This is a genomic window from Qipengyuania flavescens (genome assembly GCF_029688735.1).
In the GTDB taxonomy this organism is placed as follows: Bacteria; Pseudomonadota; Alphaproteobacteria; order Sphingomonadales; family Sphingomonadaceae; genus Qipengyuania.
Window position 1 is genome coordinate 394,241 of record NZ_JARULD010000001.1, and the last position, 26,451, is coordinate 420,691.

At 64.5% G+C, this 26,451-nt stretch carries 27 protein-coding genes; 20 read left to right on the forward strand and 7 right to left on the reverse strand.

Features of this window, described 5'->3' with window-relative positions:
* Window positions 1-7 precede the first annotated feature (7 nt).
* From P8R33_RS01975 to P8R33_RS02000, 6 genes are all read left to right on the forward strand, one after another.
* Window positions 8-1,195: a PQQ-dependent sugar dehydrogenase gene (locus P8R33_RS01975; protein ID WP_278327311.1), complete on the forward strand. Its 1,188-nt coding sequence runs from the start codon at window positions 8-10 to the stop codon at window positions 1,193-1,195.
* Between the two features lie 79 nt (window positions 1,196-1,274).
* Window positions 1,275-1,796: a GNAT family N-acetyltransferase gene (locus P8R33_RS01980; RefSeq protein WP_278327312.1), complete on the forward strand. Its 522-nt coding sequence runs from the start codon at window positions 1,275-1,277 to the stop codon at window positions 1,794-1,796.
* 204 nt (window positions 1,797-2,000) lie between these two features.
* Window positions 2,001-2,549, forward strand: a complete 549-nt coding sequence (locus P8R33_RS01985) for a DUF1285 domain-containing protein (RefSeq protein WP_278327313.1) — start codon at window positions 2,001-2,003, stop codon at window positions 2,547-2,549.
* Entirely contained in the window at window positions 2,546-3,151 is a 606-nt protein-coding gene (locus P8R33_RS01990; protein ID WP_278327314.1) for a CoA pyrophosphatase, read from the forward strand. The genes P8R33_RS01985 and P8R33_RS01990 overlap by 4 nt, the downstream gene beginning before the upstream one ends.
* Window positions 3,144-4,337, forward strand: a complete 1,194-nt coding sequence (locus P8R33_RS01995) for a CCA tRNA nucleotidyltransferase (RefSeq protein WP_278327315.1) — start codon at window positions 3,144-3,146, stop codon at window positions 4,335-4,337. The genes P8R33_RS01990 and P8R33_RS01995 overlap by 8 nt, the downstream gene beginning before the upstream one ends.
* Before the next feature lie 201 nt (window positions 4,338-4,538).
* The gene (locus P8R33_RS02000; protein ID WP_278327316.1) at window positions 4,539-5,075 is read left to right on the forward strand and encodes a hypothetical protein; all 537 of its coding nucleotides are present in this window, start codon (window positions 4,539-4,541) and stop codon (window positions 5,073-5,075) included.
* Window positions 5,076-5,207: 132 nt separating this feature from the next.
* Here the strand turns inward: P8R33_RS02000 and parC are convergent, their stop codons facing one another.
* Window positions 5,208-7,502, reverse strand: coding sequence for a DNA topoisomerase IV subunit A (gene parC / locus P8R33_RS02005; protein WP_278327317.1), 2,295 nt, complete (start codon window positions 7,500-7,502; stop codon window positions 5,208-5,210).
* A gap of 98 nt (window positions 7,503-7,600) precedes the next feature.
* On the opposite strand from parC, the gene P8R33_RS02010 reads away from it, so the two are divergent.
* From P8R33_RS02010 to P8R33_RS02020, 3 genes are all read left to right on the forward strand, one after another.
* Window positions 7,601-8,158: a type 1 glutamine amidotransferase domain-containing protein gene (locus P8R33_RS02010; RefSeq protein WP_278327318.1), complete on the forward strand. Its 558-nt coding sequence runs from the start codon at window positions 7,601-7,603 to the stop codon at window positions 8,156-8,158.
* 270 nt (window positions 8,159-8,428) lie between these two features.
* The gene (locus tag P8R33_RS02015) at window positions 8,429-9,361 is read left to right on the forward strand and encodes a DUF4349 domain-containing protein (protein WP_278327319.1); all 933 of its coding nucleotides are present in this window, start codon (window positions 8,429-8,431) and stop codon (window positions 9,359-9,361) included.
* Window positions 9,362-9,401: 40 nt separating this feature from the next.
* Entirely contained in the window at window positions 9,402-11,102 is a 1,701-nt protein-coding gene (locus P8R33_RS02020) for a mechanosensitive ion channel family protein (RefSeq protein WP_278327320.1), read from the forward strand.
* Here P8R33_RS02020 and P8R33_RS02025 read toward each other — a convergent pair.
* The 3 genes from P8R33_RS02025 to P8R33_RS02035 all read right to left on the reverse strand — a co-directional run bounded on the left by P8R33_RS02025 (window position 11,099) and on the right by P8R33_RS02035 (window position 13,660).
* Entirely contained in the window at window positions 11,099-11,428 is a 330-nt protein-coding gene (locus tag P8R33_RS02025) for a 2Fe-2S iron-sulfur cluster-binding protein (RefSeq protein WP_278327321.1), read from the reverse strand. The two genes, P8R33_RS02020 and P8R33_RS02025, sit on opposite strands and share 4 nt — an antisense overlap.
* A complete protein-coding gene (locus tag P8R33_RS02030) occupies window positions 11,425-12,519 on the reverse strand; it encodes a cysteine desulfurase family protein (RefSeq protein ID WP_278327322.1) in 1,095 nt (364 codons plus the stop codon). The genes P8R33_RS02025 and P8R33_RS02030 overlap by 4 nt, the downstream gene beginning before the upstream one ends.
* Before the next feature lie 118 nt (window positions 12,520-12,637).
* A complete protein-coding gene (locus P8R33_RS02035; RefSeq protein ID WP_446532489.1) occupies window positions 12,638-13,660 on the reverse strand; it encodes a cysteine desulfurase family protein in 1,023 nt (340 codons plus the stop codon).
* 178 nt (window positions 13,661-13,838) lie between these two features.
* On the opposite strand from P8R33_RS02035, the gene P8R33_RS02040 reads away from it, so the two are divergent.
* Window positions 13,839-14,495, forward strand: a complete 657-nt coding sequence (locus tag P8R33_RS02040; RefSeq protein ID WP_278327323.1) for an alpha/beta hydrolase — start codon at window positions 13,839-13,841, stop codon at window positions 14,493-14,495.
* 220 nt (window positions 14,496-14,715) lie between these two features.
* A complete protein-coding gene (locus tag P8R33_RS02045) occupies window positions 14,716-15,396 on the forward strand; it encodes an energy transducer TonB (protein WP_278327324.1) in 681 nt (226 codons plus the stop codon).
* Window positions 15,397-15,402: 6 nt separating this feature from the next.
* Here the strand turns inward: P8R33_RS02045 and P8R33_RS02050 are convergent, their stop codons facing one another.
* Window positions 15,403-15,612, reverse strand: coding sequence for a hypothetical protein (locus P8R33_RS02050; RefSeq protein WP_278327325.1), 210 nt, complete (start codon window positions 15,610-15,612; stop codon window positions 15,403-15,405).
* Between the two features lie 102 nt (window positions 15,613-15,714).
* Here P8R33_RS02050 and P8R33_RS02055 point away from each other — a divergent pair, with 102 nt between their 5' ends.
* Window positions 15,715-16,113 carry a DUF3597 domain-containing protein gene (locus P8R33_RS02055; protein WP_278327326.1) on the forward strand — a complete coding sequence of 133 codons (399 nt, stop codon included), beginning with the start codon at window positions 15,715-15,717 and terminating at the stop codon, window positions 16,111-16,113.
* Window positions 16,114-16,164: 51 nt separating this feature from the next.
* Window positions 16,165-18,015: a DUF885 domain-containing protein gene (locus P8R33_RS02060; RefSeq protein WP_278327327.1), complete on the forward strand. Its 1,851-nt coding sequence runs from the start codon at window positions 16,165-16,167 to the stop codon at window positions 18,013-18,015.
* Between the two features lie 349 nt (window positions 18,016-18,364).
* On the opposite strand, the gene P8R33_RS02065 is transcribed toward P8R33_RS02060, so the two are convergent.
* Window positions 18,365-19,186, reverse strand: a complete 822-nt coding sequence (locus tag P8R33_RS02065; protein WP_278327328.1) for a glutaminyl-peptide cyclotransferase — start codon at window positions 19,184-19,186, stop codon at window positions 18,365-18,367.
* A 177-nt stretch (window positions 19,187-19,363) separates the two neighbouring features.
* Complete coding sequence (locus P8R33_RS02070; protein WP_278327329.1) at window positions 19,364-20,953, reverse strand: phosphoenolpyruvate carboxykinase; 1,590 nt, start codon at window positions 20,951-20,953, stop codon at window positions 19,364-19,366.
* Window positions 20,954-21,137: 184 nt separating this feature from the next.
* Between P8R33_RS02070 and P8R33_RS02075 the strand changes: the two genes are divergently transcribed.
* From P8R33_RS02075 to P8R33_RS02105, 7 genes are all read left to right on the forward strand, one after another.
* Window positions 21,138-21,893, forward strand: coding sequence for a response regulator transcription factor (locus P8R33_RS02075; RefSeq protein ID WP_278327330.1), 756 nt, complete (start codon window positions 21,138-21,140; stop codon window positions 21,891-21,893).
* The gene (locus tag P8R33_RS02080; protein ID WP_278327331.1) at window positions 21,886-23,469 is read left to right on the forward strand and encodes a sensor histidine kinase; all 1,584 of its coding nucleotides are present in this window, start codon (window positions 21,886-21,888) and stop codon (window positions 23,467-23,469) included. Before P8R33_RS02075 ends, P8R33_RS02080 begins: the two co-directional genes overlap by 8 nt.
* Window positions 23,466-23,927 (forward strand): HPr kinase/phosphorylase, encoded by a 462-nt coding sequence (locus tag P8R33_RS02085; RefSeq protein WP_278327332.1) that lies wholly within the window; start codon window positions 23,466-23,468, stop codon window positions 23,925-23,927. Before P8R33_RS02080 ends, P8R33_RS02085 begins: the two co-directional genes overlap by 4 nt.
* Window positions 23,924-24,826: an RNase adapter RapZ gene (gene rapZ / locus P8R33_RS02090; protein WP_278327333.1), complete on the forward strand. Its 903-nt coding sequence runs from the start codon at window positions 23,924-23,926 to the stop codon at window positions 24,824-24,826. The genes P8R33_RS02085 and rapZ overlap by 4 nt, the downstream gene beginning before the upstream one ends.
* A 72-nt stretch (window positions 24,827-24,898) precedes the next feature.
* Window positions 24,899-25,327 carry a PTS sugar transporter subunit IIA gene (locus P8R33_RS02095; RefSeq protein ID WP_278327334.1) on the forward strand — a complete coding sequence of 143 codons (429 nt, stop codon included), beginning with the start codon at window positions 24,899-24,901 and terminating at the stop codon, window positions 25,325-25,327.
* Window positions 25,324-25,602: an HPr family phosphocarrier protein gene (locus tag P8R33_RS02100; protein ID WP_278327335.1), complete on the forward strand. Its 279-nt coding sequence runs from the start codon at window positions 25,324-25,326 to the stop codon at window positions 25,600-25,602. Before P8R33_RS02095 ends, P8R33_RS02100 begins: the two co-directional genes overlap by 4 nt.
* Before the next feature lie 2 nt (window positions 25,603-25,604).
* Window positions 25,605-26,432 carry a TrmH family RNA methyltransferase gene (locus P8R33_RS02105; protein WP_278327337.1) on the forward strand — a complete coding sequence of 276 codons (828 nt, stop codon included), beginning with the start codon at window positions 25,605-25,607 and terminating at the stop codon, window positions 26,430-26,432.
* Window positions 26,433-26,451 lie beyond the last annotated feature (19 nt).

Sequence of the window (26,451 nt, forward strand, 5' to 3'; positions counted from 1 at the left end):
CTTACCTATGACGAAGCAGCCTTCGATCCTTTTCGCCACCCTATCGCCCCTCGCCCTGCTCGCAAGCTGCGGCAACGCCTATTCCACCGATGGGGGCGAGACCGCATCCACACCCTCGCCCACAGTGGACGGTGAATTCGATGGCGACTTCGCGATAACAGCGCACGGCGAATTCGACGAGCCCTGGGCCTCCGCATTCATCCCCGGCACGCCGATGCTGTTCATCACCGAAAAGCCCGGCACTGCGAAGATCTACAACACCGATAACGACCGCGTAATCACCGTGAGCGGTCTGCCGCAGGTCGATTACGGCGGCCAGGGCGGACTTGGCGATGTCGCCTTCCTGCCCTCCGAAAGCGCCAATTCGGTCGGCACGCGGACCATCTATCTCAGTTGGGTGGAGGCCGGCGAAGGCGACACGCGCGGCGCCGTGGTCGGGCGCGGCCAATTGAACTGCGCCAGTGCGACCGCCTGCTCGGTCAGCAATCTCAATGTCATCTGGCGTCAAACGCCGAAGGTAACAGGCCGTGGCCATTATTCGCACCGCATCGTCTTCAGCCCGGACGAGCAGTACATGTTCGTCTCCAGCGGCGAACGCCAGAAGCAGGACCCTGCGCAGAATACCGAAAACACGCTGGGCACCATCGTCCGCCTCAATCTCGACGGCAGCGCGGCGGCGGGCAATCCCTTCGCCGACCGGGGCAGCCCGACCGACCAGATCTGGACCTATGGCAATCGCAATATCCTGAGCATGGATTTCGACGATGCGGGTCGGTTGTGGGAGATCGAGCATGGTCCCGCCGGTGGCGACGAACTCAACCTCGTCCAGCGCGGGGCGAATTACGGTTGGCCGGTGCGTTCGAACGGCGACAATTACGATGGCTCGAACATCCCTGACCACACGGCGGACGACGGTTTCACCAAGCCGGTCATCAGCTGGTCGCCCGTGATCGCGCCAGGGAACATGGTGTTCTACGATGGCGACCTGTTCGAAGGCATGGACGGCGATCTGATCGTGGCCGGGCTGAAGACGCAGGCGCTGATCCGGATCGCTTTCGACGGGGAGACCGCGCGCGAAGTCGCTCGTTACGACATGGGCAATCGCATCCGCCAGGTCGTTTACGGCCCCGATGGCGCATTGTGGGTGCTGGAGGATGGCGAAGGCGGCCGCTTGCTGGAGCTACGCCCGTCCTGATGGTCAGCGGCCTGACTTCTGGGGTCCTAAGCCAAACTTGATCGACTTGGCAGCGAGGCGTGCTTAAGCGCCCCGGTCCATGGCGACACTGGTTCCCCTCTCCGCGATCGACTCGGCACTGGTCGAAGACCTGCTCGACGCCGCATTCGGCGAGGGCCGCCACGCGCGCACGGCCTACCGCATCCGCGAAGGTGTCGAATGGCTGGACGGACTGAGCTTCGCCGCGCTGGACGACGACGACTATCTCGCCGGCACGATCCAGCTGTGGCCGGTGGCGCTGACGGACCCGCAGGGCCGCCCGCATCCGATGATTATGGTGGGGCCCGTCGCGGTCATGCCCGGGCGGCAAGGCGAAGGCTTCGGCAAGGCCTTGATGGCCGCGAGCCTCGGGGCGATCGACGCGGGCTTCGACGACGGCGCAGCTCCGCTGCCGCAGGTGATGATCGGCGATCCCGACTATTACGATCGCTGGGGGTTCGTGGCGGACCACACCGGCGGCTGGCACTGTCCCGGCCCGTTCGAGAAGCACCGCTTGCTGGCGCGGACGGGCAATCCGGCGATCCTCCCGCCGGAGGGGATGCTCGGGCCTTGGGATGGGTAGTTTCTAATGGGTGCGCTATCGACATCCGACGATAGCTTGCGGCTGTGCCATCCCGCTCCCCCACCCGGCCACCCATAAAATACCGTGCCGTGGGTGGCCGGGTGGGGGAGCGGGATGGCACAGCAAGGTCAGGACGGATGTCCTGACCGCACGCAACCAAAACCTCCATTGAGTCCCGCCCCGCCTTCTGCCACCACACTTCCAATGCCCTACACCCCGCCCCCCGAACTCGCCGGAATGTCGCTCGCCGAAATCGCGCAGGCGGTGGCCGATCGCAAGCTGCCGCCGGTCGAACAATGGTCGCCCGACAATGTCGACGATAGCCACATGCGCATTGCGGCGGACGGGACCTGGTATCACGATGGCTCGCCGATCCGGCGGCCCGGCATGGTCCGCGCCTTTTCCGGCCTGCTGAACCGCGAGGGCGACGGCAGCTACTGGCTGGTCGTGCCCTACCAGAAGCTGTCGATCGAGGTGGAGGATGCTTGCTTCATCGCCACCGATGTCTCGCGCAAGGATGGCGACCTCGTCTTCCGCACCAATACCGACGATGTCGTAGTTGCCGGTACCGACAACCCGATCCGCGCGGCGGGCGATCCGGAGAAGCCCGCGCTCTACGTCCACGTCCGGCGCGGCTGCGAGGCGCGGCTCAACCGCTCGACCTATGAGCAGCTGGCTCAGATCGCGCTCGACGAAGGTGGCGACTTCACCGTGACGAGCGGAAGCGAAACCTTCTCTCTCCTGCCTGAATGAGCGCCATCTTCGATCGTCTGGTGCAGCTGTTCGAGCAGGGGCACGCGCAGGATGTCGGCCCGCTGATATCGGATGCGCGCTTCGCCGATCTGGATCGCACTGCCGATGCCGCCGTGCTGATTGCCGTAACCGAGCGCGAGAATCCCACCGTCCTGCTGACCCAGCGCCCACGCACCATGCGCGACCACCCCGGCCAGGTGGCCTTCCCCGGCGGCAAGCTGGACGAGGGCGAGGACGCGGTCGAAGCCGCCTTGCGCGAGGCGTGGGAGGAACTGGCCATCCCGCGCGAGCATGTCCGGCTGATCGGCACGACCGATCGCTACCAGACCGGCACCGGCTTCGACATCACGCCCGTGCTGGCGGTGGTGCCGCACGACTTGCCCATCCGCCCCGACCCGCGCGAGGTCGAAAGCTGGTTCGAATGCCCGCTCGACAAGCTGATGGATGCATCGCAATGGGACCGCAACGAAGTGTTCTGGAAAGGCGCGATGCGCGAATATCTCGAGATGGATCACGAGGGCTATCGCATCTGGGGCGTGACCGCGGCGATCTGCTGGAACCTGTCGCGACGCATCGCGTGGCTGGATCGCAGCCATGGCTGACCGCCTGCCCGATGCCGATTGGACGAAGCGTGAGGACCTCGGCCAGTTGGTCGAGGCGCTGGGTGCCACCAGCATGCGCTGGGTCGGCGGCTGCGTGCGCGATACCATGCTCGGCATCGCGCCGCACGATATCGACTGCGCTACGACCCATCGACCCGGCACGGTAATCGACAAATGCCGCGCGGCGGGCATCCGCACCGTCCCGACCGGCATCGACCATGGCACGATCACCGCGATCCTCGATGGCGGACCGGTCGAGGTGACCACTTTGCGCCGCGACGTATCCACCGATGGCCGCCGCGCGACCGTGGCCTTCGCCGACGACTGGCGCGAAGACGCCGCACGGCGCGATTTCACCATCAATGCGCTCTACGCCCATCCCGAGACGCTGGAGCTGGACGATTATTTCGGCGGCCTTGCCGATCTTTCGGCGCGGCGCGTGCGCTTCATCGGCGATGCGCGTGAACGGATCCGCGAGGACCATTTGCGGATCCTGCGCTATTTCCGTTTCCAGGCACGCTTCGGCGATGCGCTGGACGACGAAGCTATCGCCGCCTGCGAGGAACTGGCGGCAACGCTCAAGGGCTTAAGCCGCGAGCGGGTGGCAATGGAACTGCTCGCCATCCTCTCGCTCCCCCATCCGGTCGCAACGGTGCAGCTGATGGAGAAGCTGGGCGTGCTCGGCGTCGTGTTGCCGGAAGCGCACCGCAACGAGATCGTCTGTCTGATTGCGCTCGTCGCGAGCGAGGCCGCGCATGGCCACGCGCCCGAGGGCATCAGAAGGCTTGCAGCATTGATCCCGCCGATCCCGACCATAGCGGAGGCGGTCGCGGCGCGGCTCCGGCTGTCGAAAGCCCAGCGCGTCCGGCTGGTCTGTGCAGCCGAACGCAAACCCGCCGATGTCGATGCGCCGAGGGTACTGGCCTATCGCGAAGGCACCGACTGCGCGATCGATCGCCTGCTCCTGTCCGGAGCAAGTACCGAGACGTTGGCGGGCTGGGAGATACCCGAACTACCGCTGAAGGGTGGCGAAATCGTCGCACGAGGTGTCGGCGCCGGCCCGGAAGTCGCTCGCATCCTGAGAGCCGTGGAAACCCGCTGGATCGGCGAGGAATTTCCCGATCGCGACCGCGTGGAAGAGCTGCTTTCCGAAGAACTGGTACGGCGCGAAAAGCCTTCAGCCTAGCTTAAGCTGCACTGCACCATAAAGACCCTGCATTTGCCACTTTTGGCCGAATGTGCCATGAGGCAACCGCGTCCCACTGGGGCTCGGCGGGTTGTGCAACTGCGAAAGGTTGCTCGCCCTTTTCCATTTTAGGCGGCTTCGATGCGCGTTGGCGCGTGGCGGAACCGTATGTTTCGAAAACCAAGTCTTGGAGTTGATTATATGAAATTCGCGAAGCTGGCCGTTGCCGCCGTCGCTCTTGCCGCCACCCCTGCCCTCGCCAACGAGCAGGTCGTCGCCGGTGCCACCGTTTACGGCCCGCAGGGCGGCGAAGTCGGCACCATCGTGGCTGTCGAAAACGGCCAGGCCGTGCTCGACACCGGCAAGCACAAGGTTCCGCTCGCCGTGAACATGTATGGCGAAGGCGAAACCGGCCCGACGATCACTGTCACCAAGGTACAGATCAACGACATGGTCGACGCGCAGCTCGCCGAAGCCGCTGCCAAGCGCGATGCCGCGCTGACGGTCGGCGCCGAAGCCATGGCTGCGGATCACGCGCCGCTGGGCACAGTCGTCGAAGTCGATGGCGACAATGTCGTGATCGCTCGCGGCGGTGACGAAGCCAACAAGGTCACGCTGCTGCGCTCGCACTTCGATGCGACCGACCACGGCCTGATGGCCCGCCTGACGAACGCGCAGATCGATGCCGCCATGTCGCAGGCCGCTGCACCCGCGGAGGGCGACACCGCTGGCGAATAACGCCGAATACCGACCCTTTCGGGATCGAAAATTAAAACCGGAAGCGCGGGAGGGCGCTTCCGGTTTTTGTTTATGTAGCGCGCGGAAAGCGCATCTGCGCTTCCTTGGGCGGCAGGCGCACTTAAAGAAACTCTAGAAACGATTATCCCGCGGGAAACCCTGCGGCGGCAGCCGGCCCGCACCGCCGCGCGCGACTTTCCATTGCCACATCTCGGTTTCGGTGCGGGTGCGGTCGCCCTTGCCGCCCATCGTCCAGCTGAGGCCGTCCTCCAGCTTGAAGGTCGTGGCATCGGACAACCCGCCATCGCGGTAGTTCTGCAGTTTGACGCCTTGCCCCTTCGCGAGATCGGGCAGTTCCTCGAGGTTGAATACGACGAGCTTCCGATTGTCGCCGACCACCGCGACATGATCGTGTCCTTTGAGGATCGGCCGCGCGACGGCGAGCTTCGCATCGCCCTTCAGATTGACGACCTGCCGCCCTTTTCGCGTTTCGGCGAGGATGTCGTCGGTGGTGGCGGCGAAGCCCTTGCCCGTGGTCGCCGCTAGCAGCAGGCGCTGTCCCGGTCGGTGGACGATCACCGACACGATCTGCGCCGCGGCATCGATGTCGAGCGTGTTGCGCACCGGCTCGCCGAACCCGCGTGCGCCGGGCAGCTTGTCTGCGCCGAGCGTGAGGAAGCGCCCGTCGTCGCCCGCCAGCAGCAGCTTGTCGGTCGTCTGCGCGTGCAGCACGAAGGCGGGCCCGTCGCCTTCCTTGAACTTGAAGTCCTGCTCCAGATCGACATGGCCCTTGGCGGCGCGGATCCAGCCCTTCTGCGAGAGGATCACCGTCAGTGGCTCCTTCTCGATCATCGCATCCATGCTGAACTCGACCGCGGGCGCGGCTTCGGCAATGGTCGTGCGGCGACGGCCGAGATCGGTATCCTCCGCATATTCCTTGCGCAGTGCATTGAGGTCGCGCTTCAGCCGTGTGCGCTGGCGGGCGGGCGAGCCGAGCAGCTTTTCGAGTTCCTCCTGCTCTTTCAGCAGATCGTCGCGCTCTTCGCGAAGCTGCATCTCTTCCAGCTTGCGTAAACTCCGCAGGCGCATGTTGAGGATCGCTTCGGCCTGCCGGTCGGTGAGCTTGAACTCCTCCATCATCACGGCCTTTGGCTCATCCTCGGTGCGGATGATCTCGATCACGCGGTCGAGGTTGAGGAAGGCGATGATATAGCCTTCGACCAGCTCCAGCCGCCGGGCGATCTGGTCGAGCCTATGCTGGCTGCGGCGTTGGAGGATGTCGATCTGGCTGGCGATCCAGTTGTCCAGCAGCTCTTTCAGCCCCATCACCATCGGCGTGCGTGTGCGATCGAGCACGTTGAGGTTGAGGCCGAAGCGCGTTTCCAGATCGGTCAGCTTGTATAGGCTTTCCTTGAGCAGTTCCGGATCGACATTGCGGCTGCGCGGTACGAGCACGAGCCGGATGTTCTCATCGCTCTCGTCGCGCACGTCTTCCAGGATCGGCAGCTTCTTGTCGGCGATCAGCTGGGCGATCTGCTCGATCAGCTTGCCCTTCTGCACCTGGTAGGGGATCTCGCTGACGACCAGCTGCCATTGCCCGCCGCCGAGCCGCTCGATACCCGCATCCCGGTCCTCCGCCTTGTCCGCCTCGGCTGCGTGGAAGCGGCCGCGCACGCGGAAAGACCCGCGCCCGGTCTCGTAGGCATGGCTGATCGTGTCGGCACTTTCCGGCACCACGCCACCGGTGGCGAAGTCCGGGCCCTTGAACAGCTCCATCAGTCGCGCATGCTCGACATGTGGATTGTCGATCACTTCCAGCGTTGCATCGACGATCTCGGCGACATTGTGGCTGGGGATATTCGTCGCCATGCCGACTGCAATCCCGCTGGCGCCATTGGCGAGCAGGTTGGGGAAGAGGCCCGGCATGATCTCCGGCTCTTCTTCCTCGTTATTGTAGGTCGGGATGAAATCGACTGTGCCCGCGTCGAGGCCTTCCATCAGGCGCATGGCCGTCCTGGTAAGGCGGGCTTCGGTGTAGCGGTAGGCCGCGGCATTATCGCCGTCGATATTGCCGAAGTTCCCCTGCCCCTCGACCAACGGATAGCGCAGGGCAAAATCCTGCGCGAGGCGGACCATGGCTTCATAGGCCGCGGTATCGCCATGCGGATGGTATTTGCCGATAACTTCGCCGACCACGCGGGCCGACTTCTTGAACCCGCTGGCGGGGTCTAGCTTCAGCTGGCGCATCGTCCAGAGCAGGCGGCGGTGAACCGGCTTCAACCCGTCACGCAGGTCGGGCAGCGAACGCGCAGTGATCGTGCTCAGCGCGTAGACGAGATAGCGCTCGGACAGCGCGGAATCGAAGGGTGCATCGACGATGGCATCGAAGGGATCGGCGCCGGAATCGTCCAGTTCGGAAGTGGCCATAACACCCGCCCTACCAGAGCCACGCTTCGCCTGTCAGCACGGAACGGTGCGTCATCCCCACACGTTGGCATGGCATACACATATTACGGAGATAACTTATGACAAAACGCATCATGATCCTCGCCACCGACGGTTTCGAACAGTCCGAACTGATGAAGCCGAAGGCCAACCTCGAAGACGCCGGTTTCGAGACCACTGTCGTGAGTCTCGAAAAGGGCGAGATCAAGGGCTGGGACCAGAAAGACTGGGGCAAAAGCGTCAGCGTAGACAAGACGGTCGATGAAGTGTCCGACTGTTCTAGCTATGACGCCCTTCTCCTGCCGGGCGGCCAAATTAATCCGGACATCCTCCGCATGAACGAGCGCGCCGTCACGATCGTCCGCGAGTTCAACGTGGCGGGCAAGCCGATTGCCGCGATCTGCCACGCACCGTGGTTGCTTGCGGAAGCGGATATCGTGAAGGGCAAGACTGTCACGTCGTGGCCCTCGATCCGCACCGACCTGAAGAATGCGGGCGCAAATGTGGTCGACCAGGAAGCAGCCATCGATGGCAATCTGATTACCAGCCGTAATCCGGACGACATTCCGGCATTCAGCAAGGCCCTCATCGAAATGCTCGGCGCAAGCGCCGAAAAGCGCGAGATGGAAACCGCCTAACTCCACTCTAAATTAAAACGAGCTTGGAAGCCCTGCCGCAGCGATGCGGCGGGGCTTTCGTTTTTCCAACCAACTGCGCTTGCCACGCGTTCGATATGTTGTCCCATTACCTCTGTGTTTAGATTGTGTTCAGATAATGGCATAAATAAGGCGGTCTGGGCGGACGGAGTGAAGAGCGAAATGCAAAGGAAACTATTTACCGCAATTTCGGCTGTCGCGTTACTGACGGCTTGTGGCGAAAACTCGGACCAACAAGCCGTCACTGAACGGGTGACTACAGTCGATGTCGAAGCTGCTGCCGAGGCTCCACAGGCCGATTTCGGCTTCATGGAACCGATGCCGCAGAATGCGCCGCCGCCGACTGCCGCACCCCCGCCTCCTCCCCCGCCCGCCATGGACCGCGCTGGCCCGCCCGAGCCGGGCGAGTCCATCGGCAATGCCGGCGGCACCATTGCCGTCGGCATGCCGCAGGTCGCCTACACCTTTGCCTACGGCTTTCGCGTTCCGGCCGATACGATCCGCCCGCTGCAGGAACGCCACGCCGATATGTGCGAGGCCAAGGGGCCGCAGACCTGTCGCATCGTCTCGATGAACCAGGGCGAGCAGGAAGGCGACTATGCCTATGGCAGTCTGACCATCGCCGTGCGCAGCAGCGAAGCGCGCACCTTCGGCAAAGCGCTGACGGCCGCGACCGGCCGGATGGAAGGCGAGCTGGTGTCCTCTTCCATAGAGGGCGAGGATCTGTCCAAATCGATCGTCGATACCGAAGCGCGGCTGCAAGCCCGCACGGTCCTGCGCGATCGTCTGATGGACGTGCTGCGCAACCGCCGCGGGACTGTCTCCGAGCTGGTCGCTGCAGAACGCGGCGTGGCGCAGGTCAACGAAGAGATCGACCAGGCGCGCAGTTGGCTCACGGAAATGCGCGCCCGCGTCGCTTTCAGCACGATAACGGTCGAGTATCAGGCCGGCGCCCCGGTCGAAGGCGGCTTTGCCGAACCGATCCGAAGCGCATGGGGCTCGCTGGCATCTTTGCTCGGCAATATGATCGCCGTCTTGATGATCCTGCTGACAGTCGTGCTGCCGCTGGGCCTGCTCGTCTGGCTGGCCGTCCGCCTATGGAAGCGCACCGGCCTGTCGACCGGCATCGGTGACGATGGCTGGCGGCCCGCGCGCGATGGCGAACCCCAGCCGGCGAGCGACTGAGGGCCCGGACCCATGGCCCCGCTCGTGCATTGAGCGGGGCATGGGGAACAGAATTCTGCAACAAATCGCGCTGCTTATCGCAGCCCTTTCCGCTGCCATCGCCGGACCTGCGCTGGCCCAGTCCGGGCGCCAGGTGGCGCAGGATTCCTCGCCCTATGTCTACGAAGTCGAAACGCTGCAGAACGGCGGCGGGGCAGCGAGCCCGTTAGAACTCGATACGCCCATGGGCCTCATGGAAAGCTTCATGGCCGCCGGCGAGCGCGGGGAATGGGAGCGGGCTTCGGCTGCGCTCGACCTCGCCAATGTCGATCGGTCGGCGAATGCGGATTCGCCGCAGGATCTTTCGGCTAAGCTCTACGACCTGCTTCACCGGACGGTCGCGATCGACTGGGCCTCGCTCCCCGACCGCCCCGATGCCGTCGACACGACCACGACGAGCAAGGATCCGATGGCCGGCGCGCCGCGCCGCTCGATCGTGATCGGCTACCTGGAAGTCGAAAACCGGACCGTCCCGATCAGGATCGCGCGCGTGCAGGCGCCCGGAAGCGAGCCCCTGTGGGTGTTCAGCCGCCAGAGCGTCGCCAATGTGCCGCAGCTTTATTCCATCTACGGACCGAGCAAGTTCGAGGAGGCTCTGCCCGCGCCGCTGCGCAAGCAGGCCTTCTGGACGCTCGCTTGGTGGGAAGTGATCGCCCTGCCGCTGATCCTGCTGGTCGCTGCCTTTGCCGCCGCCCTTACCTATTTCGCGATCAATCGCTGGCGGCACCGGCTGGACGAGGACACCAAGCTCTACGGCATCCTCCAGGCGGTGCACCTGCCGGCGACCCTGCTCGCATTTGCCGGCACTTTCGCGCTTGTCCGGACCACGTTCTTCCGCCTCTCCGGGCCGGTAAAGGATTTGCTCGATCCGCTGCAGCTGGTGCTCATCCTCGCGGCGATCATCGGGATTGCGCTCTCGGTCATCGACTATCTGTTCGACTTCGCCACCTCGCGCCGGACGGACAAGCTCGAAGCGGCGGAAAACAATGCGGATCGCAACTTCTATACGAAGATGAGCGCGATCAGGCGGATCGTCACCGCCTTGCTGCTGCTGGCCGGGATCGGCTTCCTGCTGGTGGCCAGCAATATCTCGAACACGCTCGGCTTCTCGATCATCGCCTCGGCAGGCGTGATCGGTCTTGTGCTGGTATTCGCCGCCCGCAAGGTGCTGGGCGACATCATGTCCAGCGTGCAGATCGCTTTCGCTCAGACCGCACGGATCGGCGATGCGATCTATTATTGCGGGCAATGGTGCTATGTCGAGAAGATCGGCTTCACCCATTTGCGCCTGCGGACCTGGGACGAGCGGCGGGTGATCGCGCCGCTCGGCGATTTCACAAGCGACAGTTTCGAGAACTGGACCAAGCAGGACCCGAGCCTGATGATGCATGTCGAGCTGGAACTGGACAATCGCGCCGATGTCGACGCGCTGCGCGAACCGTTCCGCGAGTTCGTGCAGAGGGACGATGATGTGATCCATCCAGACGAAGCGGTTTGCGAAGTGATCTCGCAGAATGCGCGGGCTATGACAGTGCGCTTCATGGTGAGGGCCGAGGATCCGAAGACAGGCTGGAGCATGCATTGCCGCCTGCGCGAACACATGCTCGCCGCCGCCTCCCGCCTCGATGCTGCCGCCGATCACGAACCCGCTCCCGCCTTCCTCCCGCGCGAACGCGAAGTGCGGATGGACGCGGAAGGCTAGAACCGCCGCATATCGTGGCTTTCGGCGGGGATCGACACCGCCAGCCCGTCGAGCGCTTCGGTCAGGTCGATCTGGCAGGAGAGCCGGCTGGTCCGCGCGACGCCTGCTGCAAGGTCGAGCATGTCCTCTTCCTCCTCGCTGGCTTCGTCGAGCCGGTCGAACCATTCGGGTGCGACGATGACGTGGCAGGTGGAGCAGGCCATCTGACCCTCGCACGTTCCTTCCAGCGGAAGGCCGGCGGCCTGGGCAACGCGCAACAGGTTGTCGCCCGGCTCGCACTCGGCGATGACGATCTCGCCCTTTGATTTCGTGAATTCGACCTTCACAGCGCGCCCTGCGCTTTTGCCGCGGTGTTGATCTTCTCCGCCGCCTGCTCGATCTCGTCCATCGTGGTGTAGCGCCCGAAGCCGAGCCGGATGGAGGCCTTGGCAAGCTTCTTCGGCAGGCCGATCGCTTCGAGCACATGGCTTGTCCGGCCTGATCCGCTGGCGCAGGCGGAGCCGGCGGAGAACATCACGTCGCGCACGTCGCTCATCAGCCGGTTCACGTCGAGCCCGCCGCCGTTCGGCCCGCGCGGGCGAATGTTGAGATTGCCGTGCCAGCGCGCCTCCGCGCTGCCGTTCAGCTCCCAGTTCTCGAACAGCTCGCTGGCGCGCTTCCAGAGCTTCTGCACGTGTTCGGCGTCCTGCTCCATCCGCTCCTGCGCTTCCTGCGCAGCGGCACCCATGCCGGCGATAAGCGCAGGCGAGAGCGTGCCCGAGCGTATGCCGAATTCCTGGCCGCCGCCGGTCTGCACCTGGTCCAGCGACAGCCCTTCGCGCACCCACAATGCGCCGATGCCTTTCGGCCCGTGAAACTTGTGGGCTGAAATGGCGATCATGTCCGCACCGGTCAGTTCGATCCGGCCATAGGCCTGCACCGCGTCGCAGAAATAGAGCGCATTGTTCTCCTTCGCCTTGCGATGCCATTCGATGGTCGGCTGGATCGTCCCGATCTCGTTGTTGACCTGCATCAGGCAGACCAGCCGCGTGTCGCTCGGCAAATCTTGTTTCGTATTGCACTGCCCGTTCTTGGCGACGTTGAGCACATGACACTTGCCTGCATCCTGCGCGGTATCGAGCACGGCGGCATGTTCGATGGCAGAAACGGACACGGCCCCGCCATTGCCGCTTCCGCGGATGGCGAGATTGATAGCCTCGGTCGCGCCGCCGGTGAAGATCACCTTGCCTCCCGCCGGGAACAGCGCCGCGACCTGCTCGCGCGCCAGTTCGATGGCAGCCTTGGCCTGTCGCCCCATGCGGTGCGGGCTGTGCGGATTGCCGAAGCCGGTGCCGCCCGGCCCGTCCAGCCAGCGCAGCATCGCATCGCGCGCCTCGGGCGCGAGCGGGGTGGTGGCCTGGTAGTCGAGATAGATCATCGGTGCGCAAACGCCCCTATCCGTTCGCCCTGAGCTTGTCGAAGGGCCGTACTTACTTCGGGTGCCGCGCTAGTCAAAAAGAAGGACCGTGCTTCGACAGGCTCCGCACGAACGGACACTACTGTTTCGACATCTCAAGCCACGCCTCGCAGAAGCGTTCCACTTCGACGCGGGTGGTGTTCCAGCCGAGCGAGACGCGGATCGTGTTCGCGGCAACCTCCGGTTCGACCTGCATCGCCTCCAGCACACGGCTCGTCTTCATCGTGCCGCTGGAGCAGGCGCTGCCTTGCGAGACCGCAATGCCCGCCATGTCGAACCGCATGACCTGCGCGGTGGCGCTCATGTTCGGCATGGCAATGGCGCGGATGTAGGGCGTGGGGTCGGAGAGACGATCGGAAAGCCATATGCCGCCGAGTTTTCGACATTCTTCGGCCAAGTGATCGAGCGGCTCGAGCACTTCGGGCGCGACATAGGGATCGGTGCAAGCTTCCAGCGCTGCCGCCTTGCCGAGGACTCCAGGCAAATTCTCGGTCCCGCGCCTATAACCGCGCTCCTGGCCGCCAGAGGGCGCTAACATGGAGTAGTCCTTCACCAATAGTGCTCCGAGCCCGATTGGCCCGCCGAATTTATGGGCGGAAATGATGACCATGTCCGCAATTTGCGGAATGGCCAGTTTTCCAGCCGATTGTGCACAATCGACAAGCAGAAGCCCGCCTTTGTCGTGAACCGCCTCAGCAGCCATGCCGATATTCTGCCGATTGCCGGTTTCCGAATTGAGGTGCTGGATGGCGACCAGCGACCTGTTTTCCAGCCCCTCCACCAATGGTGAGGGATCAATTGCATTTGCAGTCTGCGGCAACAAAACACGGCCATCAGGTTCTACGGGGATTCGATAGTCCCGTAAGTCGTCCACACCGAGAATTGCATCGTGCTCGACGGCGCTAGCTACCTCATGGACGACGGAGGCTCGATCAAACGCCAGCGCCGCCGCCTCGCTGGCCCCGCTGGTGAAGATCACCTCGCCGTCCCATCCGAGCGCCGCCTTGATCCGCTCCCGCGCGTCCTCCAGCAGGCTGCGCGCCTTGCGCCCTTCGGCATGCGGCGAGCTGGGATTGGCCCATAACCGGAAGCCCTCTTCCATCGCCGCTTGCGCTTCGGGGCGCAGCGGCGTGGTGGCGGCGTGATCGAGGTAGATGCGTTCGGGAATGATACGGGCTCGAAATTATTGCGAAATCGCGGGGAAACCCTATATAGCCCGCGACCTCGCATGCGCCACCCATGGCCAGCGTGACCCATCAGATTCGACAGGTACTCCATCCATGCCGACCGTCATCTTCCCCGGCCCCGAAGGCCGTCTCGAAGGCCGTTTCTCTCCCGCCCCGCGCCCGCGTGCGCCGGTGGCGATGATCCTGCACCCGCACCCGCAGGGCGGCGGCACGATGAACGAGCAGATGACGCAGCGGCTCTACAAGACCTTCGTCAACCGCGGCTTCGCCACGCTGCGCTTCAATTTCCGCGGCGTCGGCCGTAGCCAGGGCAGCTTCGACAATGGCGTCGGCGAATTGTCCGATGCCGCCAGCGCGCTCGACTGGGTGCAGCAGGTCCATCCCGAAGCGCAGGTGACCTGGGTCGCCGGCGTCAGCTTCGGCGCGCTGATCGGCATGCAGCTGCTGATGCGCCGCCCGGAAATCCGCGGCTGGATCAGCATCGGCGCTCCGGCGAGCATGTACGACTTCTCCTTCCTCGCCCCCTGCCCCGCCAGCGGCATCTTCATCCACGGCGCGCAGGACACGGTGGTGCAGCCCAATTCGGTCACCAAGCTGGTCGAGAAACTGCGCACGCAGAAGCACATCACCGTGCATCACGAGGAAATCCCGCGCGCCAACCACTTCTTCGAGAACGAACAGGCGGAGCTGATGAAGTCGGTCGACAATTATCTCGACTTCCGCCTCGATCCGGCCTGCCCGATTAAATGATGTAGTGATTTGGCCAGCGAGAGCGGGCCTCGAAATCCGGCATTCGCGCAGGCGGAGAACCCGCTTAAGTGCGCCACGGATCGAACTCTGCCGTTCGGTCGTCGATCCCACACGCGTGTTATAAAGTCTCATCAAACTTGACGTCTGTCGGTAATGTTGTAACATTGCTAATACGAGGAGTCGCAGACTAAGTCTCCCGCATTGGAAGAGGAGCACATCCATGTCCTACATCACCCAATCGAACCGCGCCTCGGTCGGCAGTATTGCTGCCGTGGTGGCTATCCACGCCGGGGTCGGCGCGCTGCTGGTTTTCGGACTGACGGTCAGTGGCGCGATGCCGGATATCATTACCCGGCTCCCCGCGAAGGATATCCGTGACGTCCCCCCGCCGCCTCCACCTCCTCCGCCGCCAGAGAATACGGCGGACCCGAAGGAAAGCACCGTACCGCCGGTCTTCACCCCGGTGCCCAAACTCGATCTCAAGCCGACGCCGCCGATTATCGACACGACGAACTTAATCCCGCCGCCCATCCCCAGCCCGCAACCGGGACGCGGCGAGATCGTGCTGCCGAAACCCGCACCGCCCGCTCCCACGCCCAGCTTCGAGCCGGTTCCCGCCCGCCCAAAGAACGATCCCGGGCGCTGGCTGTCGAACAACGACTATCGCTCGAGCTGGGCGCGTCGCGAATTGACGGGAGTTGCCAGATTCCGCCTCGAGATCGCCGCCAACGGCCGCGTGTCGAACTGCACCGTCACCGGTTCGACCGGGCATAGCGAGCTGGATGCGGCGACCTGCAGCCTGGTCAGCAAGCGCGCTCGCTTCGAACCCGCGCGTGGGGGCAATGGCGAGCCGGTTGCCGGCAGCTATACCGGTTCGGTCCTCTGGCAGCTGCCCGAATAAGGCTCCCTAGCGAGCGCCCTGCTCGAGCTTTTCGAGCGGGGCCTCACCCCCGGCATCGGGCAGCGTCCAGATCGCCACGTTCATCAGCGCCACGAAAGCCAGCAGCACCATCAGCAGCGCGTTCTTCGCATTGCCAGTCCGCCGCCACAGGAAAAAGGCGCCGATCAACAGCAGGATCGCGGCAAAAACGGTGAGCGAGAGGACAGCATCGAGCATCGCTTTTCCATAGCGCCACGCGCGCGCCTCGCAAGCTTAGGTAGAGCTTCCACGGCGGAACGGGGTCGCACCCCGCCCGTTGCCAGGGGAAAGGAGACGACCATGAGCATTTTCGGCAAGATCAAGGACGCGATTTTCGGCAAGGATGCGAAGGCGCAGGAAGCGCCGAAAACTGCCCCCTCCGGCGCGCCGAAGGCCAATCCCGGCAATGCCTGGGCCAATGCACCGGTCGTCGAGAAGAAAGCCACCCCGGTTGTCGATGTCGAGAACCATCTCGATTCCATGCCCGGCGCAGACCGGCTGAACTGGCGCACCTCCATCGTCGACCTGATGAAGCTGCTGAACATCGACTCCGATTACGAGAGCCGCAAGGCGCTGGCGCAGGAACTGGGCCGCGAGGATTATTCGGGGAGCGCCGAAGACAATATGTGGCTGCACAAGCGCGTGATGAACGAGCTTGCGGCCAATGGCGGCAAGGTCCCGGCAAATCTGCGCGACTGATTTCGCTGCAGTCCATTTGACAGGCCCTGACCGGCGGCGCACACCGCCGGCATGACTTCACACAGCTACGACATCACCCGCCGCCAGGCCCTCGCCGGGCTAGCCGCGACAACTGCACTCACCTTATCGGGTTGCGCGACCTACGCCGCCGACGGGACCTCTGCCCCCGTAAGCCTGACGCCCGATGAATGGCTCGACCAGGTCGGCTACAACCTCCTCGCCCATGAACCCGAGCGAGCGACCTCGCTCGGCGTCGATACCGGCAGCCATGCCGCACTGCGCAGCCGGCTGGAAGACCAGTCGCCCGAGGGGCAAGCCGCCTATGCCGCCACGCTGCGGCGCGATTTGGAAATGACCCGCGCCTATCCGCGCGAGCTCCTCGATGCAGATCAGCTGACCAGTTTCGAAGTGGTCGAAAGCGCCTATGCCCTGGCCCTCGATGGCTTCGAGCTGCCCTATGGCGATACGCCCGTGGGCAACTGGCGCACCGCGCCCTATGTCGTCATCCAGAACGTCGGCGAATATCTTGCCCTGCCGCGCTTCATGCAGTCGTCGCATAATGTCGCGAATGCCGATGATGCCGACGCATATATCAAGCGGATGGAGCAGATGCCGTCGGTTTTCGACGGAGAGTTGGAGCGTATTCGTGCTGCCCGCGGCATGGGCGTGGTGCCGCCGGGCTTCCTTCTCGACAAGGCGATCCGCCAGATGGAGCAGACCATCGCCAGCGCCGGAAAAGGCGAGCTGTTTGCCGACGATCTGCGGGCCAAGCTCAACACCAGCGACCTCCCTGAAGCCCGTGCCGATCGGGCAATGGCGCTCGAGAGCGGCCCGATTGCCGAGGCGCTTTCCCGCCAGCTGGCCGAACTGAAGGCCGAGCGAGCCGTGGCCAGCGATGCCCCCGGCATCTCCGCCCGTCCGCAGGGCGAGGAATTCTACGCCTGGGCTCTCCGCTCCAGCACCACCACCACCCTCTCCGCCGACGACATCCACCGCCAAGGCCTCGAAGAGCTGGAAGCGCTGCATGCCCGCATGGACCCGATCCTGCGCGACATCGGCTATACCAGCGGATCGGTCGGCGAGCGCATGCAGGCGCTGGGTGCAGACCCGCGCTACAAGTTCGCGGAGGGCGATCCCGGCCGCGAAGAGATCATGGAATTCATCTGGGACCGGGTGAACTGGATCAAGGCGCAGATGCCGCGCGCCTTCAACACGCTGGTCGAACCCAATCTGGAGGTGAAGCGCATCCCGCCTGCCGAGGAAGTCGGCGCGCCGGGCGCCTATGGCGGGGCGGGCAGCAAGGACGGCACCATACCGGGTCGCTTCTGGATCAATCTGCGGACCACCGACCTGCACCGCAAATACGACCTGGCGGACCTCACCTATCACGAGACCATTCCCGGCCACGTGTGGGAAGGCGAATATTCCAACCGCCTGCCGCTCATCCGCTCGATCCTGGCATTCAACCCGTTCAGCGAGGGCTGGGCGCTCTATGGCGAGCAACTGGCAGACGAGCTCGGCGCCTATGACGATTTCGCGGTCGGCCGCCTCGGCTATCTCCAGAGCCTCGCCTTCCGTGCCTGCCGGATGGTCGTAGACACCGGCCTCCATGCCAAGGGCTGGAGCCGCGAGCAGGCCGTGCGCTTCTTCGTCGAGGAGAACGGCAGCAAGCCGGAAGAAGTGGGTAGCGAGGTCGATCGCTACTGCAGCTGGCCCGGGCAGGCGACCGGCTACAAGCTCGGCCACAGCCGCATCGTCGATCAGCGCGCCCGCGCGGAAACCGCCTTGGGCCCGGCCTACGACTTCAAGGCGTTCAACGATGCAGTGGTGCTTGGCGGCAATGTTCCGATGGACGTGCTGGAGAAAAACGTCGCGCGGTATATTTCGAAATATCAGGTATAGTGCTAGCCCGTATATAGACCAATCGTACTAGCCCGCCTTAGCTACGCCGCTGTAAAAGTGGCCGTGTCCTGATTATAATTATCCATGAGGCTGAACTTGCAATGTCGAAAATTCTATCCCAGAAAAATCTGCATATTACTTGGAGCGTTCTCCAAGGGATGGCAGCGGGTAGCCTGATTTATCTAGGCTTTAAGCTGGTGTTGCAGGCTTGACCTCTCAACTTGAGAGTCAGCGGGCTCCCTCCCGGATAGCTTGCTGACTCTTCTTCTCATCGGTGATTGCTCACGCGGAAGCCGTATTTGGGATTATCCCGACAAACGGGCTGCGCCTGCCAGCGATCTGAGCTCTGCTAGCGCACCTGTGCGTCGGTTTCGACCAGCGCGATCTCGAATAGCTTCGGCCAAAGCTTTCCGGTAACGAACAGGCGCCGCTTTTCCGCGTCCCACGCTATTCCGTTGAGCACGGCATCCCGTCCGGTGACTGGCACAGACGCAACGAGATCAGTCAGGTCGATCAGCCGTTCGACCCTGCCGTCTGCCGGATCGATTGCGACGATATAGGCCGTCTCCCATATGTTGGCGAAGACGAGTCCATCGATCATCTCAAGCTCGTTGAGGCGGCGCAGCGGGCGGTCGTTCATGGTGACCTCGATGCTGCGAAGGACGTCGTAGCTCTCCGGATCGAGCACCCGCAGGGTCGCGCTGCCATCGGAGTGGATGAGCCCTTCCCTGGACGTCGTCAGGCCCCAGCCGTCGAGCGGATAGCCGTCACGCGTCGCCAATGGCTCGAGAGTGTCCGCATCCCAGCGATGGATCGCACCGTCGCGCCATGTCAGGCTGATGAGTTCACCGTTCCATTCGGCCAAGCCTTCGCCGAACTGGCTTGGCGGGATGGCCATTTCACGGACCGCCTCGCCGGTTTCGAGATCGAGCTGTCGGATGACCGACTGCCCGACGCGCCCGGTGCTCTCGAACAGCGCGCCCTCGTGCCACAGCAGCCCTTGCGTGAACGCGGCGGCGTCATGCGGATATTCGGCGACGACCTCGGCGCGGTAGACCACTGGGCCCGAATAGGCCTGCTCCGCCACGACCGGCGCCGTTTCCTGCGCGATTGCTCCCTGTATCGGTGCGAGCACGACGGCAGCGGCGGCAAGTCGGAGGACTAAGTTCATCCTCAATCCTTTGGTCTGACCATGCTGAGCGCAAGATTAAGGGGCAGGCAGAGGGGTCGAGCCTTATCTCCCGCCAGGTCGAGAAAAAGCCCCGGTCCGGTTTCCCGGCCGGGGCTCTCTTCTGAGGTCCCCGTCGACACTAGGCTCGCAGGGCTCTCCTCTCCAACCGATAAATCGTCAGGCGGCTGCGGGGGCCGCGTCGCGCACGCCCTGGTCGACATGGGCTGCGAAGGGTTCGAAATTGTCCACGAACAGCTGCACCAGCTTGTGCGCGGTGCGGTCGTATTCGTCCTTGTCGTCCCAGGTGGAACGCGGGTCGAGGATCTGGCTGTCGACGCCGGGCACACTCACCGGGACTTCGAAACCGAAGTTCGGGTCCTTGCGGAACTCCGCATCGTTGAGCGACCCGTCGAGCGCGGCATTGAGCAGCGCGCGAGTGGCCTTGATCGGCATGCGATGGCCGACGCCGTATTTGCCGCCGGTCCAGCCGGTGTTGACCAGCCAGCAGTGCACTTCGCCCTCGGCGATGCGCTTCTTCAGGAGGTTGCCGTAAACGCTCGGGTGGCGCGGCATGAAGGGCGCGCCGAAGCACGTGCTGAAGGTCGCGGTCGGCTCGGTCACGCCGATTTCCGTTCCGGCGACCTTGGCCGTGTAGCCCGACAGGAAGTGATACATCGCCTGGTCGGGCGTGAGCCGCGCGATAGGAGGCAGCACGCCGAAGGCATCGGCGGTGAGCATGATGACGTTCGACGGCGGCGGACCGAGATTGTCGGCGCTGGTGTTGGGAATGGACGACAGCGGATAGGCGCCGCGGGTGTTCTCCGCGAGGCTGTTGTCGTCGAGGTCGATTTCGCCCGCATCGTTCATCACGACGTTCTCGAGGACCGTGCCCTCCATCTTGGTCGTGGCGTAGATTTCCGGCTCGCTATCGGGATCGAGGCGGATCATCTTGGCATAGCAGCCGCCTTCGAAATTGAAGACCGCCGTATCCGACCAGCCATGCTCGTCGTCACCGATCAGTGTGCGGCTGGCGTCGGCCGACAGCGTGGTCTTGCCGGTGCCCGAAAGGCCGAAGAACACCGCGCTCTTGCCGTCCGGGCCGATATTGGCCGAGCAGTGCATCGGCATCACGCCTTGGGCAGGCAGCAGGTAATTGAGAATGCCGAACACGCTCTTCTTCATTTCGCCGGCATATTTCGTGCCGCCGATAAGGATCAGCTTTTCCGACAGATTGACGGCGATCACCGTCTCGCTGCGCGTGCCGTGGCGTGCCGGATCGGCCTGGAACGTCGGCAGGTCGATGATGGTATATTCCGGCTCGAACCCGTCGAGCTCGGCGGCGGTCGGGCGCACCAGCAGCGTGCGGATGAACTGGTTGTGCCACGCCAGCTCGTTGATAACGCGTACCTTTACGCGATATTCAGGCTGCGATCCGCCGAACAGGTCCGCCACATAGAGATCGCTCTTTTCGCCCAGCGCGGCCAAGAAATCCTCTTTCAGCGCAGCGAAATGCTCCGGCTTCATCGAGGCGTTATTGTCCCACCACACGGTGTCTTCGGTTTCGCTGTCGCGGACGATGAACTTGTCATTCGCGCTGCGGCCGGTGTGCTTGCCGGTTTCGACCACCAGCGGCCCATCCTTCGCCTTGCGGCCTTCGCCATTCTCCAGCGCGGCGGCGGTCAGCTCTTCCGCGGTCAGGTTCGGGTGGATCGTGGCACCGGTGGCGATGCCCTGGTCGGAAAGAGAAGTCGAAAGCGGGGTGGTCACCGAAAAATCTCCAGCGCGCGAGTGCGTTACTGTGATGGAATCATCCACGCATACGAATGCGCGGTGCTCGCGCCAGCCTCTAATACCCCACCGCCCATGCGTCAAACCGGACGGCGGTAAATTCTGGCTTAGGTGGGCACAGCCTGCGTTGTTTTGCACGGATAATCGGATTAGGCACCAAGGCATGAACAGCGATGCGATCCAGGGTGCGAACCCGCAGGACCCCGACCAGCGCGTGATCGCGCTCGTCGACGACGACCGTAACATCCTCACCACGGTGTCGATCGCGCTGCAGGCGGAAGGGTTCGCCACGCGGCTCTACTCCGATGGCGAGGCGGCGCTGGGCGCGCTGCTCAACAATCCGCCCGACCTTGCCATCTTCGACATCAAGATGCCCAAGATGGACGGCATGGAATTGCTGCGCCGCCTGCGCGAGGAATCGGCGCTGCCGGTGATTTTCCTGACCAGCAAGGATGACGAGGCGGACGAAGCCGCCGGGCTGCAAATGGGCGCAGACGATTATATCGCCAAGCCCTTCAGCCTGCGCCTGCTGCTCGCGCGCATCCACGCGATCCTGCGCCGCAGCGATGCCCGCCGACCACTGGTGATGAGCGACGCGGTCCCTGCAGACACATCCGAGAAAATCGATCGCGGGCGCTTGCATATGGACCCGGCGCGCCATCACGTTACGTGGGAGGACAAGCCGGTCTCGCTCACCGTCACCGAGTTCCTGCTGCTCGAGGCACTCGCCGTGCGGCCGGGGGTCATCAAGAGCCGCAACCAGCTGATGGACGCGGCCTATCCCGACGATGTCTTCGTCGACGACCGCACGGTAGACAGCCATATCAAGCGCATGCGGCGCAAGTTCCGCCGGGTCGATCCCGAATTCTCGGCCATCGAAACGCTCTACGGCGCCGGCTACAGCTTCAGCGATGGCTGACCAGCGACCCGGAGAATCCGACAGAGCCAGCGCCCTGCGCAGCGACCGGTTCGGCCAGTTGCGCTGGTCGCACCGTCTGTCGCTCACCAGCCGCATCCTGTTCGTCAACGTATTGCCGCTGGTCCTGCTGGGCGGCGGGGTCCTTTATCTCGATGCTTACCGCAAGCAGCTACTCGACGAGCGGTTCAAGCTCGCTCTGGTCGAGGCGCAGATTACCGCGGAAGCGCTCGCCGGTGCTACGGTCCAGCGACAGGAAGCGCTGCTGATCCAGATCGGCAAGGAGCAGCGCCTGCGCCTCAGGGTCTACGGCCCCGATGGCAATCTGGAATCGGACAGCTTCGCCCTCGCCCCGCCGAGTTTCGACCTGCCCGAGCCGTCCGAGGTCGATCAGACCGACCTCGCCCTGCGCCTCGACCGCGGGTTCGATCGGATCGTAGGTGCGCCTGCTCTCCCGGACTATGTCGAGCCTGCCACCGACGATGCGTCAGGCTGGCCGGAACTGGTCCGGGCCCGTGAGGAAAGCCTGACACAGATCGTGCTGCGCGATGCCCCGGACGGCACGCATGTCATCAATGCTGCCGCACCGGTCGGACTGGATGGCGATACGCTGCTGCTGACTCGCAACCCGGTCGACATTACCGAAAGCGTGCGCGCGGCGCGATCGACCGTGCTCGCCGTCGTGCTGCTGGCGCTGCTCGTCTCCACGCTGCTGTCGCTGTTCCTCGCCCGTACCATCGTGCGCCCCTTGCGCGAACTGGTGCAGGCCGCCGTCCGCGTCAGGCAAGGCCGCGACCGGCAGGTCGAGGTGCCACGCCTGCCCGATCGCCGCGACGAGATCGGTATGCTCGCCCGCGCTTTCTCGGACATGACCGGAGCGCTCCGCCAGCGCATCGACGCGGTCGAAAGCTTCGCCGCCGACGTCGCGCACGAGATCAAGAACCCGCTCGCTTCACTGCGCAGCGCGACCGAGTCGCTGGCCAAGGTCGAAGATCCGCAACTGCGCGCACAGTTGCTCGACATCGCGACGCACGACGTGCAGCGGATCGACCGGCTGGTCACGGAAATCTCCGACGCCAGCCGGATCGACGCAGAAATGTCGCGCGCCGAATTCGAGACGGTCGACCTCAAGCAGCTCCTGTCGAACATCGTCGCCAGCCGCGAGGAGCGCGAGGAGAACGAGGGTCGCACGATTGCGCTGGCAATGCCTGAGGAGCCGCTGGTGGTCGCAGGCGTTCCGGTGCGGCTGGAGCGCGTGATCGACAATTTGCTCGACAATGCGGTATCGTTCTCCCCGCCGAGGGGCCGGATCGATGCAGTGCTGGAGCGGCACGATGGCTGGATCACCCTCACTATCTGCGACGAGGGCCCCGGGATCCCCGAGGAAAAGCGCGAGAAAGTGTTCCAGCGGTTCCATTCCGACCGGCCGGAGGGCGAGGACTTCGGCAAGCATTCCGGGCTTGGCCTCGCTATCGCGCGAACCATAGCCGAGGCGCATGACGGCACGCTGGTCGCGACCTCGCGGCAGGATGGTGAGCCGGGCGCCTGCCTGGTGTTCGGTCTGCCCGCGCGCCGATGAGTACACAGGTCCTCGCCAACGTCACCGGCGTTGCCATCGGCGGGCGAGCGCTGCTGATCGAGGGTGCACCGGGCCTCGGCAAGTCCTCGCTTGCCCTTGCACTCATCGACCGTGGCGCGGTGCTGATCGGCGACGACGCGATCGAACTCGTTGTGCAGGACGGCGCGCTGATTGCCGCGCCCCCACCCAATACCGCCGGGCTGATCGAGGTCCGCAACATCGGGTTGGTAGAGTTGCCGACGATGCGAGCTCAAGTGGCCCTCGTCCTCCAGCTCGATCCCGACGCCCCGCGCTTCCCGATGGACGTTCCGGCGCGGGACTTGGCCGGTATGTCCGTGCCGGTCCTGCCCTTTGCCCCGGGTGATGCAACGCAGGCCCTGCGTGCCGAATATGCGCTGGCAAAGCACGGCCTGCCCTTTCCAAGCGAAGCGCAAGCAGCAACAAGGCTCGCGCAATGACCGCCGATTCCTCCGCTTTAGCGCGCCAGCGCGTCCTGCTCGTCACCGGCCTCTCCGGCGCAGGCAAGTCGACGGCGCTGCAGGTGCTGGAGGACATCGGCTGGGAAGCGATCGACAACTTCCCCGTGCGCCTGCTCGGCGGGCTGCTTGGAAATGAGGACGAGGGCAGCCAGCTCGCCATCGGCTTCGATTCGCGCACCCGCGGTTTCGTCCCCACCGAGATCATCGCAATGTGCAAGCAGCTCGCGGCTCGCGGCGATGTCGAGGTGACGACGCTGTTCATCGACTGCGCCGGCGGCGAGCTGGAGCGGCGCTACAACGAGACCCGCCGCCCGCATCCCATGGCCCGCGGCCGCCCCGTGCTCGACGGGATCAAGGCCGAACGCGAGCTGCTGGAGCCGCTGCGCCGCTGGGCCGACATCGTCATCGACACCAGCGACTTCTCCACCAACCAGCTGCAGCAGGAAGTGCGCGAGCAATTCGCCAGCAGTGCCGAGCGGGAGATGACCGTCACCATTTCCAGCTTCGGCTTCGCCCGCGGCACTCCACCACTCGCGGACTTGCTGTTCGACATGCGCTTCGTCGACAACCCGCACTGGGTCGAGGGCCTGCGCGAGAAGACCGGACTTGAAGCCGAGGTAGCCGCGCATATCGAGGCCGATCCCGCTTTCGAACCCGCCTTCGCCCGCATCGCCGACTTGCTGCGCGAGTTGCTGCCCCGCTATGCCGCGCAAGGCCGCAGCTATCTCAACATCGCCTTCGGCTGTACCGGAGGGAGACACCGCTCCGTCTACAGCGCCGAGCGGGCGGCGGAGGTCTTGCGCGCCGAGGGGTTTTCGCCCACCGTCATCCATCGCAATCTGGGGAGCCGGCCCGCCGATCCGCTCGAACGGCGTTGATTCCCACGGCCATTGATGGTTCAGGACCCGGCACGTAACCTTCCAAGGGTAATTATTCGGATACGCCCACGCATGATTGGCATGATTCTCGTCACCCACGGCAATTTGGCCGAGCACTTCATCGACGCGATGGAGCATGTGGTGGGCAAGCAGGAGGGCGTCGCGACCATCTGCATCGGTCCCAACGACGACATGGAGCGTCGCCGCCAGGACATCGCCGATGCCATCGCCAAGGTGGACACGGGCGACGGGGCGATCATCCTGACCGACCTGTTCGGCGGCACGCCCTCCAACCTCGCGATCTCGCTGCTCGACACAGGGCGGATCGAGGTGATCGCGGGCATCAACCTGCCGATGCTCATCCGTCTTGCCGGCGCGCGCAAGAGCATGGGCGTGGTCGATGCGGTCCACGCAGCGCAGACCGCAGGCCGCAACTACATCACGGTGGCCAGCGAGTTCCTCGGCCAGGATCTCGACAGCGCGAAGGCTGCCACCTCTTGAGCGAGCTGCGCCGCACCCTCACGGTGGTCAACCAGCGCGGCCTGCACGCGCGCGCCAGCGCCAAGTTCGTCGGCGCAGTCGCCGAATTGCCGGAAGGCTGCCAGGTGCGCGTCGCCAAGGGCGAGAACGAGGCGGCCGGCGGCTCCATCCTCGGCCTGATGATGCTGGGCGCGGCCAAGGGCGACACGATCGAGCTGATCGTGGTCGGCGACGGCAGCGAAGAGGCGATGGGCACCCTCGCCGCGATGATCGAGGACGGTTTCGGGGAGCCGTGACCATGGCTCCCAGCGACACCCACCCGCGCCGCCTCATCACCGGCTTTTCCAACCCCACCGTCAAGGCGCTGCGCGCCCTGCGCGAGAAGAAGCATCGCAAGGCCGCCGGCAAGTTCCTCGCCGAGGGCCTGCGCCTGCTGACCGATGCGCGCGAATGCGGGCATTTGCCCGAAGTGCTGGTGCTCGCCACGGGTCGCGATCCCCATCCGCTGCTGGCCGAGCTCGAAGCGGCGGTCGCGGCGGCGGGCGGTGAGGTGATCGAGACCTCGCCCGACATCCTCTCCAAGATCACCGGCAAGGACAATCCGCAAGCGGTTGCGGGCGTGTTCGCCGAATTCGACACGACGCTGGCGAGCCTTAACCGCAGCCGCGCCGACATCTGGCTGGTCGCCCAGGCGCTGCGCGATCCGGGCAATCTCGGCACCATGCTGCGGACCGGCGATGCGATCGGCGCGGGCGGACTGATCCTGATCGACGATTGCGCCGATCCGTTCAGCGTCGAGGCCGTGCGCGCCAGCATGGGTGCGGTGTTCACCCAGGCCATCGCACGCGCAGAATGGAGCGAGTTCGAAAGCTGGCTTCGCGACGGCACAGGCCAGCTCGTCGCCGCCAGCCTGCGCGAGGCCCAGCCCTATCGCGGCGCGCCCTATGCCGCACCCTGCTTCGTCATGGTCGGCAACGAGAGCCGCGGCTTGCCGGAGGAATACGAGATGGCCTGCGACCTGCGCGTAACCATGCCGATGAAAGGCCGCGCCGACAGCCTCAACGCGGCGGTCGCGGCGGCTGTGCTGGGGTACGAGGTACTCGCGGGACTGAAACAGCGGGACTGATCCGGACCAACCCCCCAGG